The organism is Tenacibaculum sp. nBUS_03 (assembly GCF_051201695.1).
In the GTDB taxonomy this organism is placed as follows: domain Bacteria; phylum Bacteroidota; class Bacteroidia; order Flavobacteriales; family Flavobacteriaceae; genus Polaribacter.
On record NZ_CP179214.1, the window covers coordinates 1,894,320 to 1,907,763 of the forward strand.

Annotated in this window: 10 protein-coding genes and 1 tRNA gene; 7 read left to right on the forward strand and 4 right to left on the reverse strand. The window is 31.0% G+C overall.

The annotated features are described in order from the left end of the window. Window positions 1-4: 4 nt before the first annotated feature. The 4 genes from ACMFBB_RS08910 to ACMFBB_RS08925 all read right to left on the reverse strand — a co-directional run bounded on the left by ACMFBB_RS08910 (window position 5) and on the right by ACMFBB_RS08925 (window position 7,104). Window positions 5-433, reverse strand: coding sequence for a hypothetical protein (locus tag ACMFBB_RS08910; RefSeq protein WP_435264053.1), 429 nt, complete (start codon window positions 431-433; stop codon window positions 5-7). Between the two features lies 1 nt (window position 434). Then, window positions 435-2,333: a glucosamine-6-phosphate deaminase gene (gene nagB, locus ACMFBB_RS08915; RefSeq protein WP_435264054.1), complete on the reverse strand. Its 1,899-nt coding sequence runs from the start codon at window positions 2,331-2,333 to the stop codon at window positions 435-437. A gap of 175 nt (window positions 2,334-2,508) precedes the next feature. After that, on the reverse strand, window positions 2,509-4,101 hold the full coding sequence (locus ACMFBB_RS08920) for a RagB/SusD family nutrient uptake outer membrane protein (RefSeq protein WP_435264055.1): 1,593 nt from the start codon (window positions 4,099-4,101) through the stop codon (window positions 2,509-2,511). A gap of 3 nt (window positions 4,102-4,104) precedes the next feature. Then, on the reverse strand, window positions 4,105-7,104 hold the full coding sequence (locus ACMFBB_RS08925) for a SusC/RagA family TonB-linked outer membrane protein (RefSeq protein ID WP_435264287.1): 3,000 nt from the start codon (window positions 7,102-7,104) through the stop codon (window positions 4,105-4,107). Between the two features lie 300 nt (window positions 7,105-7,404). Here ACMFBB_RS08925 and ACMFBB_RS08930 point away from each other — a divergent pair, with 300 nt between their 5' ends. The 7 genes from ACMFBB_RS08930 to udk all read left to right on the forward strand — a co-directional run bounded on the left by ACMFBB_RS08930 (window position 7,405) and on the right by udk (window position 13,442). Beyond that, window positions 7,405-8,463 (forward strand): sensor histidine kinase, encoded by a 1,059-nt coding sequence (locus ACMFBB_RS08930; protein WP_435264056.1) that lies wholly within the window; start codon window positions 7,405-7,407, stop codon window positions 8,461-8,463. Window position 8,464: 1 nt separating this feature from the next. Next, a complete protein-coding gene (locus ACMFBB_RS08935; RefSeq protein WP_435264057.1) occupies window positions 8,465-9,178 on the forward strand; it encodes a LytR/AlgR family response regulator transcription factor in 714 nt (237 codons plus the stop codon). A 118-nt stretch (window positions 9,179-9,296) separates the two neighbouring features. Next, window positions 9,297-11,111 carry a sodium:solute symporter family protein gene (locus tag ACMFBB_RS08940; protein ID WP_435264058.1) on the forward strand — a complete coding sequence of 605 codons (1,815 nt, stop codon included), beginning with the start codon at window positions 9,297-9,299 and terminating at the stop codon, window positions 11,109-11,111. A 12-nt stretch (window positions 11,112-11,123) separates the two neighbouring features. After that, window positions 11,124-12,218 (forward strand): acyltransferase family protein, encoded by a 1,095-nt coding sequence (locus tag ACMFBB_RS08945; RefSeq protein ID WP_435264059.1) that lies wholly within the window; start codon window positions 11,124-11,126, stop codon window positions 12,216-12,218. Window positions 12,219-12,223: 5 nt separating this feature from the next. After that, window positions 12,224-12,556 carry a hypothetical protein gene (locus ACMFBB_RS08950; protein ID WP_435264060.1) on the forward strand — a complete coding sequence of 111 codons (333 nt, stop codon included), beginning with the start codon at window positions 12,224-12,226 and terminating at the stop codon, window positions 12,554-12,556. A 103-nt stretch (window positions 12,557-12,659) separates the two neighbouring features. Then, window positions 12,660-12,733, forward strand: a tRNA-Thr gene (locus tag ACMFBB_RS08955). A 103-nt stretch (window positions 12,734-12,836) separates the two neighbouring features. After that, on the forward strand, window positions 12,837-13,442 hold the full coding sequence (udk, locus tag ACMFBB_RS08960) for a uridine kinase (RefSeq protein ID WP_435264288.1): 606 nt from the start codon (window positions 12,837-12,839) through the stop codon (window positions 13,440-13,442). Window positions 13,443-13,444 lie beyond the last annotated feature (2 nt).

Consider the following 13,444-nt stretch of genomic DNA (forward strand, 5'->3'; position numbering starts at 1 on the left):
TATTTTAAAGCTTTTTATAAACTTCTATAATTTTATTATCCACTCCTAACTCTTCAACTTTCTCTACCCCAGTTATAGTCAGAGTATCATTATTTATTTTAGCATTAAACTCAAAAACTTTCCCTTCCCATTCCCTAAAGTTTAGATAATCTAAATATTCTTTATACACACCATTTTTATAGACATACCTTCCCCCACCAGCTACATATATAGCTGTAGAATCTTTGCCTTTATTTAAATCGTGCCTTAAAAAAGAAAAGTGAGTTTTATTAATAATTTTAATCATTTCCTGATTTGACGATAACGAAGAAAAGGTAGAATCTTTTGTTATCGTTTTTGCAGAAACTAATTTCCAAGTACCTTCTATGTTAGATGTTGTTTCAACACCACATCCTATTAGTAATAATAAAGAGATTAATAAACCATATTTCATTTTAAAAGAAATAGCGTTTAAAAGCTTCAATAGCTGCATAATCTGCCATCCCTAATTTACGATACTTTTCAGCAGTTAGCTTATTTCTATCTTCAGCTCTAACCCAAAATTCTCTTGCATCGTTTCCTTGAAACATCACTTTATCTTTTTGAGATTGATGATAGAAAATTGCATGTCTTTTTTTCACTACCTGATCAGGACTCATTGGAATAGCCATTTCTATTTCATGAGGTTGCCACTCAAACCAAGCTCCTCTATATAACCAAACCCAACAATCATTCATGTATTTTTGACCTTTCAGCACTTCTAATGCTTCAAAAAGTGAATTTAAACATACTTTATGAGTACCATGTGGATCTGCTAAATCTCCGGCAGCATAAATTTGATGCGGTTTAATTTCTTCAATCAGCGCGCACATGATATCAATATCCTTTTTTGATAAATTATTTTTTTTAACCTTTCCTGTTTCATAAAATGGAAGATTTAAAAAGTGAATGTTACCATCTGGAACACCTAAATACCTTGTTGCAGCTAATGATTCTGCTCTTCTTATACCTCCTTTTAGCTTTCTAACCTCAACACTATCTATTTCGTTTGCCTCTTTATTTAAAATAGAGGAAATAATATTTTCAGTTTTATTAGAGTTTGAATCGAACAGCTTAAATACCTCAGCAAATTTTAATGCATCATCGTCAGACACTGCAATATTTCCAGATGTTTGATATGCTACATGAACTTCATGCCCTTGCTCAACCAACCTATCAAAAGTTCCTCCCATTGATATTACGTCATCATCAGGGTGAGGACTAAATATAATTACTCGCTTTTTTTCTGGTGAACTTCTTTCAGGACGCCTTGAATCATCTGCTCCTGGTTTTCCACCTGGCCAACCTGTAATTGTTCTTTGTAAAGCATTAAATATTTTTATATTTAACTCATACGCACTTCCTTCTTCTACTAATAAACTAGACATTCCGTACTCGTTATAATCTTTATCTGTTAGCTTAAGAATAGGTTTACCTACCTTGTCACTTAACCAAAAAATAGCCTTCTTTTTTAGTTCTTCTGTCCAAACGCAAGAAGAAACTAACCATGGTGATTTTATTCTTGTTAATTCAGAAGAAGCTTCTTTGTCTAATACAAAAGTTGCATTAGGATGTTCTTGAAGATACGTTGCTGGAACCTGAGAAGTTATTTCCCCTTCTATGGTTTGCTGAATCACTTCGGCTTTATTAACACCCCAAGCTAATAATATTACTCTTTTTGCTTTCTTTATAGTGTTAATACCCATTGTTATAGCCCTTTTAGGAACATTTTCAATCCCTAAAAAGTCAGACGCAGCATCTTCTCTTGTAATATGATCTAAGGTTATGCTTCTTGTACTAGAATTGTAATGAGATCCAGGTTCATTAAATCCGATATGCCCTGTTCTTCCAATTCCAAGTAATTGAAAATCCAACCCTCCTGCTTCTTTTATTTTTAATTCATAATCTACACAGTACTGGTATACTTCTTCTGGTTTAATTGTTCCATCAGGAATATGAATACTTTCTGGAACTATATCAATATGATTAAATAAATGCTCATGCATAAAATGATGATAACTTTGAATATCATCAGGTTGCATTGGCCAATATTCATCCAAATTAAAAGTAATTACATTAGAAAAACTTAAACCTTCTTCTTTATGCATTCTTACTAACTCTTCATATACTTTAATTGGGGATGAACCAGTAGCTAAACCTAAAACACATTTTTGATTTACACTAGCTTTCTGCTTTATAAGCTGAGCGATTTCTGAAGCAACTAACTTTGATGCCTTCAATGAGTTTTCAAATATTACGTTATGACTCTTTTCAAAACGTGTTTCCTCAAACTGTCCTGCTAGATGATATTTCATTTCTTTATTATTTGACATAACCATGCTTACCTTATCTTAAAATAAATTACTTTGTAAATGTAGGGTACCTATGGAGCCTTTGCCATTTTTTTCGACAAATAGCCATAAAACTACTACTAAAAACAATCGAGAATGCATACTTACATTCCCGATTATTTATAACAAAGTTTACTGGTTAAAAATTACTACTTCCTGTATCCCACCAAAGTCTGGTTCCTCCATTATCTGGTCCTTTTAAGAAGCTAACTGCCTTTTGAACATTCTCTGAATTAGTGTTTTTCTCACTATCTACAAAATTGATTCGACGTATTTGAATATTAGTATCTATATCTCCTCCACTATTATTAATAACAACTGGGAAAACTTTTGGATACCCCGTTCTTCTAAATTCACTCCATGCTTCTTGGCCATCAGGAAACATAGCAATCCATTTTTGAGTAATTATTTGCTCTAATTGCTCTTCGTTTGTTCCTGACTGATTATAAGCTACTTTTACATCTGTTGAATACGCTATATTATTAGTAGCATTAATTGCATCTACAAAATCATTTGGAGTACTAGTTGCATCTGCTAAATATGTACTAGACCCTGCAATACCATGCTGTGCAAAAGAAGCTTTTACACCTTCTTCATAATTCGTTTTAGCATTTCCTGCTCCTGCCCAACCTCTTAAAGCTGCTTCAGCTTTCAAAAAATAAATCTCTGCTGTTGTCATCCACACTTTATCTGTTGCCGTCATTACAACATCTCCTAATAAAGAATGACTTCCATATTGAGACTTTGCATTAATATCAATTCCTTGACGAATTCCTTTATAATCTCCTAATGTTGCATCAGCAGGTGCTTTAAAAAATTTAGAAATTCTCCCATCATTAAATCCTTTTAAAATCACTTCCATTTCTGCACTCATACAAATATCTCCCCAGGTTCCACTAATAGTTGCTAATGGATGAGAGAAACCTCCCATATTAACTTTCATAGTATTTGCTATAAATCCAGCGTCACTAGCTAATGCTTTTTCTCCTTCGGTTTTTGCTAAAGCTCCATCTACTTTAGATACTCTAATAGCTAATCGTAATCGTATAGAATTAGCAAAAGCTCTCCAAGAAGCAACATCTCCTGCTAAGTTTGATTGATCAAAAGGAACAAACTGCACATCTCCTTCATACTGTTTTAATCCAGCAATGGCCTCGTCTAAATCTTTAAAAAATGCTTTGTAAGCATCTCCTTGAGAATCATACTCTCCTGTTGTATCATAATCATTAAATTTAGAATAACGTATAGGACCAAAAACATCAGAGACTCTATGCATTGCCATTACTTTAATGACATTTGCTAAGAACACAAATTTTTCTCCTCCATCTGAATTTGACAATTCTACTTGTTCTTTTATTTCTCTTGCATAAGGCATTACTCCATTTCCATTATTTGCATCATAAGCATCATTCCATATAAAACCATTCCATCCATTAACCAATGCATATGTTTGGTTATTTATGTTTCCTGCGAATGGTGTTGGAGCAGTCATGTATCCTGAAAAAACATCAGCATTTAAGTTTTGCTGTAGTTGGTAATTCCATGCAGGCTCAACACGAATTACATTAGAAAACATTGGTGAAAACCTAGCCCCTATATGGTTATTTTGCTGCGTTAAGCTTCCTTGTGAGATACCATGTGGATCTGTATTTATCTTTGCAAAATCTTCTGTACATGCATTAACAATTACTAAAATTACTAATAGCTGTATATATTTAAAAGTTCGTTTCATTTCTTAAAAGTTTATATTAACATTAAACCCTACACTTCTTGTTGATGGTTGATTATAAATATCAACTCCTTGTAAACCTAAACCTGTACTTGCAGCTATGTTTGGATCAAATGGTGCTTCTTTGTAGAAAAAGAATAAATTGTTAGCAATTAAAGACAACCTAACACTCTTAAAAAATTCTCCTTTTACTGGTAATTTATAACCGATAGATAATTCTCTTAAACTAACATTAGTAGCATCATAAACATATTCTCCCAAAACTCCATCTCTACCTCCAATAGCATTATAGTAATCTTGTGCCGTAATTTGAGATTTAACGCCTGCTGCATCTACTACATCAACCATACCACCATTAGTATTTCTTGCATCAGCAGTTGCTTGAGAAACACCAAATTTATCATTTACAGCCTCTGTAACACTTACTACATCCCCTCCAAATTTACCATCAATTAAAAAGCTGAACGTGAAATTCTTATAATCAAACGTATTATTCCATCCTAAAGTAAAATCTGGTTGCGCATGTGCTACAGTTTTTGAAAAACTTTCATCAATATCTAAAGCTCCTGAAGCATTAATTAGTGGTACTCCATTTTCATCTCTCTTCAATACTTTTGTTCTGATACTTCCAAAATCTTCTCCTTCTATTAATGAATACTCATAACCATTAACACCTCTTGCTGTGACAATAGCTTTTCCATCTTGTAATGTTGGATGTACTGATACTACTTTATTTTTATTTTGAGCAAAATTTAATGCTGTGTTCCAGCTAAAATTATCATTTCTTATTGGCTTCCCATTCAATACTAACTCTATACCTCTGTTAGAAATTTCTCCTGCATTTACAATGTTTTGTGAATATCCATTCGGATTAGGCTCTGCTTGTATAAAAAATATTTGGTTTAATGTTTTTGTACTGTAATACGTTAACTCAAAACCTAAACGGTTATTTAAAAACCTCCACTCGGTTCCAATTTCAAATGCTTTTTGTCTTTCTGGCTCTAATGTTTCTCCTTCAATTGGAGCAAAAGGCGCCGTGCTAATTCCTGTATTTGTTTGATTAATTTTATTTATTGGAGATGTAGCATATACAGGGATATCCTTTCCAACCTCAGCATAAGAAAACCTAAGTTTTGCAAAATTAATTGATTCTGGCATTTCAAACATCTCTGAAAAAACTCCGGTTAAACCAACAGATGGATAGAAAAATGAAGTTGAATTTGTGTTTACTAATGTAGACGACCAATCTGTTCTACCTGTTATGTCTAAGAATAACATTTTTTTATACCCAAAATTTGCTGAACCAAATACAGATTGTACCTCTCTATTACCTACTGATTGCCTTATATTATTTGTTGTCTCAAAATTAGCTATTGTAAAAATGTTTGGATAGTTTAACCCTTTTCCATCTCTACCTGAATCTAATAAAACTTGATCTCCAATAGCATATTTTGTCAAACTAGTACCTAACAAACCTGTAAAAGTTAAATCTTCAGAAAAGTCTTTAGAGTAATTAGCTATTAAATCAATGTATTGTTGAGTATTTTCTGTTTTCTCTAAAACATATCTTCCATTATCACCTGAGTTTACAGGATCTGTTCCTGCATATTGCCTTTTATCAAATGTAAAAAATGATTTATCATAACTTACTCTCGATTGTAAAGAAAAGTTATCATTTACTTGATATTTAGCAGATACGTTTGCTAATACTCTTTGAACAACATCTTGACTTGGACTTCTATTTATTAACCAGTATGGGTTCTGAACAATATTTTCACTATCTGAAAAATTGAATGCAGTATACTGATCCATCATATTAGTTCCTTGATTAAAATACTCAAACTTATTTTTATAAGTATTTCTATCAATTCCTACTGGATGCAAATACACACCTGTTAAAGGATTAGAATACAACCCATTTGTAGGTCTGTTCCATATTCTTTGATCTGATAAATTAACACTTGCAGAAACATCTATCTTATCATTTAAAAACTTAGCAGTTTCTCTTAATGTTACATTATTCCTAACTAATTTATTCCCAGGAACAACTCCTCCTGCTAATGTATTAGCATATGAAAAATAGGTTTGCACCTTAGCATTTCCTGAAGTTAAAGCGATAGAGTTTATTGCTGTATATCCTGTGTTAAAAAAACTTTTTGCATCATTACTTAACCCCTGAGCTTTTGCTCCCCAAGATTTTGAATCACTAACATTACCATTTACAGCTATTGGGTTCCCTACTGAAGCTGATTGGTATTCAGATTGTAATTTTGGTAATGACATTACATTGTCAACTGTAAAACTAGATGAAACATTCACAGACAATCTACCTTCTTTTCCTTTTTTTGTTGTTACAAGAATTACACCATTTGCACCTTGACTTCCATATAAAGCTGAAGCTGACGCTCCTTTTAATACTGTAATAGACTCTACATCATCAGGATTAATTAAAGACATCGCGTCACCTCCATCTCTATTTCCTGTTTGACTACCATAAATATCAGTTCCTGGTTCCGAACCATTAGATCCGTTTCCACTATTTAACATTGGTACTCCATCAATAACATATAATGGGTCATTGTTTGAAGTAGAAGAGTTTCCTCTCAATACAACCTTTGCAGTTCCTCCAATACCAGAAGAACTTCTTGTGATAGTTACCCCCGCAGATTTACCTGATAAACTATTAATAGGGTTTGTTTGTTTTACCTTTGTTAATTCATCTCCATTTACTTCTTGAGCTGAATAGGTAAGTGCCTTTTTTTCTTTTTTAATACCTAAGGCAGTTACAACCACTTCGTTTAAAATATTATCATCTTCTAAAGCTACATTAATAATTGACGATTGACTAGTTACTGTTTTTAATTTTGATTTCATACCTATGTATGTGAAAAGCAAAACATCACCTACAGAGGTTTTAATTTGATACTTTCCATCAAAATCAGTTTCAACCCCTTTGGTAGTTCCTTTAATAATTACTCCTACTCCCGGAAGAGTGCCCCCCCTCAGACTTAGAAGTCACTACCCCTGTTATTGTTTTTTCTTGACCTAAAGCCAGTTGTGTTACTAAAAAAGAAAAACAAAATAGTAGTAAAATTTTATTTTTTTTCATGAATATGTTAATTAATTGTTTGCTTAAAGTTATGCACTTCTCAAAATGTTAAAAAAATATTATATACAAACAACATAAAATAAGCAATGAATGACTCTATTTTATAGATTATCATAAATCAGTCTATTTTAGATGTTAAGTCTTGTTTGGTACACCCGAAAAAATGGTATAAATTACACACTCAATTTACTTTAATTTTGAACTTTATAAAAAACAAATACTCAAATAGAACAATAAAAAGAAAGTACCATATACTTTTCTGGGTTAGTTATTTTATATTTAATGTTATTCGATGGGGAAGTTATTTTGATGATTATTGGTATTCCCTAAAATCTAACTTAATAGAATTCCCTCTACATATTATTATTGTTTATGCAAATTTGTATTTTTTTATACCAAAGTTTCTGATACAAAAAAAGTACAAAAGATATATTACGTCATTATTTATATCATTAAGTTTCTTATATACTGCTAGAACTGCCCTTAATTATTTTCTTGTCACTAAAAATATTTGGCCTGAATCTGAAGGATACCAAGAAGCCTTTACTTTTAATCATGTTATAGCCGTTACTCTTGGAGAACTCTATGTTTTAGCTTTAGCTACAGCTATAAAACTAACAGTTGATTGGGTAAACCAACGGAATAGGATAGAAAATTTAAAAAAAGAACATTTAAAAAGTGAATTAAACTTTTTAAAAACCCAAATACAGCCGCATTTTTTCTTTAACACATTAAACAACCTTTACGCTTTAACTTTAGAAAAGTCAGATTTGGCGCCAACGGTTGTGTTAAAACTTTCTGACATAATGCAATATGTTATATATGATGTAAAAGAGCCCAAGGTAAAACTTTTAAAAGAAATTGAATACATCCAAAATTATTTAGACTTAGAATTACTTCGTTGTAATAAAAACTCAACAGTAGATTTAAATATAAAAGGAAATATAGCCAATACAAAAGTGCCTCCTTTAATTTTTTTATCTTACATAGAAAACTGTTTTAAACACGGAAATAAAAATAATAATGATTTTTATATCTATATTAGTTTCGAAATAACTCAAGAAAACAATTTAATCTTTAGTCTTAAAAATAGTTTTGACCCTTCTTTTGATAAAAATAAAAAAAGAGGGATTGGTAATACCAATACAAAAAGAAGACTTGATATAATATTCAAAAAAAATTATAAACTTGATATTTCACAAGAAAATAATTTATATTCTGTTAATTTAGAGATTCCTCTAACAAAAAAACAATAAAGTGAAAATTAATTGTGTTATTATAGATGACGAACCTTTGGCTATTAATGTTATAAAAAATCACCTACAAGAATTTCAAAACATAACTATTGTAGAAACATTTAATAATCCTTTAGAAGCAATAAACACCCTTGAAAAAGAAGCTATAGATGTTTTGTTTTTAGATATTAATATGCCAAAAATGAGCGGATTAGAATTCCTAAAAAACATTCCCGTAAAACCACATGTAATCATTACAACAGCCTATAGAGAGTTTGCGGCTGAAAGCTATGATTTAGATGTGCTAGATTACCTGGTAAAACCAATACCTTTCCCAAGATTTTTAAAATCAATTAATAAACTAACTCAACAACTTCACCTAAATCAAAATGTGAAAAACATTCACTCAACCGAAGATTCTTATATTTTTTTAAAGGTCGAAAAAAAATTAGTAAAGGTAAAATATGATAATCTTTTGTACATAGAAAGTTTAAAAGACTACATAAAAGTTTGTACAACTGATGGAAACTATATCGTTCATAAGTCATTAACGAGTATAACTGAAGAACTTCCTAACAATAATTTTTTACGCATACACAGGTCATACACAATCGCGATTGACAAAGTAAATTCTGTTGAAGGGAATTCTGTTGATATAAATAACAAAAGAATACCAATAGGCAGAAAATATATAAACAACACAAAACAAATTATTTTAAAAACTACTAATTCGTAAAATAAAGGCTTTTTGTCTTTATTTTTATTTTGTTTATCAAAAAAATATAGTTGTTGGTAGAATTTATTTACTTCAACACCATCAATTTCATTAGATTTCAACTTTTAAAAACCAATTAATGATTAACTTAAGCTCTTTAGACTTCTCTATAATAATATTATTTTTCACTGTAGTTTTACTAATAGGTATTTACGTTTCAAAAAAATCTGGTAAAAACTCAGAAGAGTTTTTTCTTTCTGGAAGAAACATGCCTTGGTGGTTATTAGGACTCTCAATGGTAGCAACCACCTTTTCAACTGACACTCCTAACTTAGTTACTGATATAGTTAGGAAAAACGGTGTTTCTGGAAATTGGGTTTGGTGGGCTTTTTTAATAACAGGCTTGCTTACAGTGTTTGTATACGCTAAACTTTGGCGAAAATCAAATGTAAATACAGATATTGAATTTTACGAATTAAGATACGGTGGAAAACCTGCGAAATTTCTAAGAAAACTTCGTGCTGTATATCTTGGTGTTATATTTAATATTATGGCTATGGCTGCTGTAACGCTTGCCGCTATAAAAATTGGGCAAATAATGCTTGGCTTAGAACCCTGGCAAACTATTGTATATGCTGGTTTAATTACAGTTGTTTTTAGTGCAATAGGTGGTTTTAAAGGAGTGGTTTATACCGACTTTTTATTGTTTTTTGTAGCTATGATTGGTGCAATTGGTGCGGCTTGGTACTTAGTTAACTTACCAGAAGTTGGAGGGTTAAAAAACTTAGTTACGCATGAGAATGTTATTAATAAACTTTCAATACTTCCAGACTTTAGCAATACCGAAGCTGTCATTACCTTATTAATAATTCCTTTTGCTGTTCAATGGTGGAGTGCATGGTATCCAGGTGCTGAACCTGGTGGAGGTGGTTACATTGCTCAAAGAATGCTTGCAGCCAAAAATGAAAACCATGCTATTGGTGCTACTTTCTTTTTTAACATTATGCATTATGCCTTACGTCCTTGGCCATGGATTTTAGTTGCTTTAGCTTCGTTAGTTCTATATCCAGATTTAGCGAGTATAAAAGAAGCCTTTCCAAATGTAGCAGAAAGTAAACTAGGGCATGATTTAGCCTATTCAGCTATGTTAACAAAACTTCCTAGTGGTTTATTAGGAATTGTATTAGCTTCTTTGGTAGCTGCTTATATGAGTACTATTTCAACTCACTTAAACTGGGGAGCATCATACATAGTAAATGATTTCTATAAGCAACAAATTAATCCAAATGCTTCTGAAAAAAAACTAGTTCTTGTGGGTAGAGTTTCAACAGTTGTTTTAATGTTATTTAGTGCTTTATTCGCATTACTTTTAACAAACGCTTTACAATTATTTGAGGTTATTCTTATGTTTGGAGCAGGTACAGGGCTAATATTTATCTTACGCTGGTTTTGGTGGCGTATTAATGCTTGGAGCGAAATCGCCGCAATGTTTTCATCTGGTATAATTTCAATTTTATTAAATTTTACCTCATTTGGAGAAGTACTTTTTAGCACAGAAACTGGAGTATTTCCTAGCTGGTTTAAATTTCCCTTTATTGTACTTATAACAACTTTAGTATGGGTAATAACTACATTTTTAACCTCCCCTGAAAAAGATCAGGTATTATACAACTTCTATAAAAAAATACAACCAGGAGGGAACGGTTGGAAGCACATTACAAACAAAGCTAAAAACGAAGATATTAATCTTATCAATTCAAATGAAAAGTGGAGTGTCCCTAACGGTATAATAGCTATGCTTTTAGGTACTATTTTCATTTACAGCTGTATGTTTGCTACTGGTTACTGGATTTACGGAAAATACACCTTAGCGCTTATTATTTCAGTAATTGCAATTGTATTTGCCTATTTACTTATAAAAGTGTGGAAGAAAATTAGTACTACTATTCTATAAAATAAGATTCCAGTGAAAAGATTACAATCAGTTGATACACTTAGAGGCTTAACTATAATTGCAATGATTTTAGTTAACAATCCTGGTACCTGGAGCTCTGTTTATCCTCCACTACTTCATGCCGAATGGCATGGACTAACTCCAACTGATTTAATCTTTCCTTTTTTCTTATTTATTGTAGGAATATCAATAGCGTTGGCTTATAAAAATCAAACACCTAGCAAAGCTACTTATAAAAAAATAGTAATAAGAAGCATAAAACTAATTGGGCTTGGTTTATTTATAAATATTTTTACTCCAAATTTTCCTTTTATCGAAGAGTTAGAAACCCTAAGAATACCAGGTGTACTTCAACGCATAGGAATTGTTTTTTTTGTTTCCTCTATATTATTTTTAAACTTAACAGTAAAAAATATTGCTTCAGTAATTACCTTACTTTTAATTAGCTATTTTCTATTTACTGGATTTATTCATTTACCAAATGGAGCCTACCCATCTTTTGAAAACAATTTAAATAATTGGTCAAACTACATTGATTATACTATTTTAGGAAAACACATGTGGAGAAATACCTTTGACCCGGAAGGGCTTCTTAGTACTATCCCATCAATTGTAACTTGTTTACTTGGTATAATTGCTGGTAAAATACTTACTTATAAAAACAGCAGCTATAAAAAGGAACATTTATTATTTTTCTTCGCAGTAAGTCTTATTTCACTGGGATACATATGGAGTATTTGGTACCCTATAAATAAAACTATTTGGACAGGTAGTTTTGTTTTAATAACTGCTGGATGGGCTTCACTTGCCCTATCTATCACATATTATGTTAATGATATTAAAAACATTACATTAAGTAAAAAACTTACATATGTTAGTAAAAACGCAATAACTATTTATTTCTTATCGATGGTAATAGCCAAAGTATTTTATATAACTAAAATTAATAACAACGAAACTATACATTCTTGGTTATTTGATACTTTTTTCAACAATTATTTTCAAATCACAGAACTAGCTTCTTTATTATATGCACTTAGTGTTGTTTCATTTTATCTTTTACTAAGCTACATTCTTTTTAAAAAAAATATTTTTTTTAAAGTATAACAATCATGTCACTGACTCATCAATTAATTCAAAAGAATAAAGTTTTTGCTAAAATAGTTTATTCGAAACCTTATTACAATAATTGTTTTTCAGACAACATTTCTTATCATACCTATGAAAAATTTAAAAACTGGATGATTGGTGAATTTGATTTATTTTTTCAAGAAGAAGATCATGACTGCCTAAAAATATATTTCCCTAACGGACTAATAAAAATAGAAATACAAAACAACACTAAAATAAATATCTCAGTAAAAAACAAGAATAGTAAAAAATGTGAAATTATGATGCAAAAAATTCTTAAACTTTACGTTTTCGCCTTACCAAAAAACACTTAAAAAAAAGACTTCCAAGCGATTAAAAACACACATCAAAAAAAAAGTAAAAAAAATTTTTTCAGTTTCAAAAATCATTATATATTTGCCACGCTTTAAAGCAAACGCCGATGTAGCTCAGCTGGCTAGAGCAGCTGATTTGTAATCAGCAGGTCGTGGGTTCGAGTCCCTCCATCGGCTCAAAAAACAAAAAGTGCTAACAAATTTGTTAGCACTTTTTTTATGCACTATTTTTTCTAAATTTGTTAACTTTAAAACTACTTAAGAATTTCTAATGAAAAACATTTTTGTTATTGGTATTGCTGGTGGAACTGGAAGCGGAAAAACAACCGTAGTAAATCAAATAATTAATGAACTTCCTGCAGATGAAGTTTGTGTCATTTCTCAAGACTCATACTATTGTAAAACCGACAGTCTTACTTACGAAGAAAGAACAAAAATAAACTTTGATCACCCACGAGCTATTGATTTTGACTTATTAGTTGAACACTTAAAACAATTAAAAAATAAAAAAATTATTGAACAACCAATATATTCATTTGTTGCACACAATAGAACAAAAGACTCTATTAAAACACATCCAAGAAAAGTTATAATTGTAGAAGGGATATTAATTTTCAACAGTAAAGAACTGCGCGATTTATGCGACATAAAAGTTTTTGTTCATGCTGACGCTGACGAAAGACTCATTAGAAGAGTTCGAAGAGATATTAAAGAAAGAGGTAGAGATATAGATGAAGTATTAAGTAGATACCAACACACACTGAAACCAATGCATCAGCAGTTTATTGAACCAACAAAAAACTTTGCTGATATTATTATACCAGGTGGTGGTCACAATAAAGTAGCAATAGATATTGTTAGAACTGTAATAAACGATCGTTTATAATC

What these genes read in the sequence shown, in the direction of transcription:
- nagB (WP_435264054.1), bottom strand. Translation starts at nt 2,333, where the DNA reads ATGAAATATCATCTAGCAGGACAGTTTGAGGAAACACGTTTTGAAAAG.
- ACMFBB_RS08940 (WP_435264058.1), top strand. Translation starts at nt 9,297, where the DNA reads ATGATTAACTTAAGCTCTTTAGACTTCTCTATAATAATATTATTTTTC.
- ACMFBB_RS08950 (WP_435264060.1), top strand. Translation starts at nt 12,224, where the DNA reads ATGTCACTGACTCATCAATTAATTCAAAAGAATAAAGTTTTTGCTAAA.
- ACMFBB_RS08910 (WP_435264053.1), bottom strand. Translation starts at nt 433, where the DNA reads ATGAAATATGGTTTATTAATCTCTTTATTATTACTAATAGGATGTGGT.
- ACMFBB_RS08920 (WP_435264055.1), bottom strand. Translation starts at nt 4,101, where the DNA reads ATGAAACGAACTTTTAAATATATACAGCTATTAGTAATTTTAGTAATT.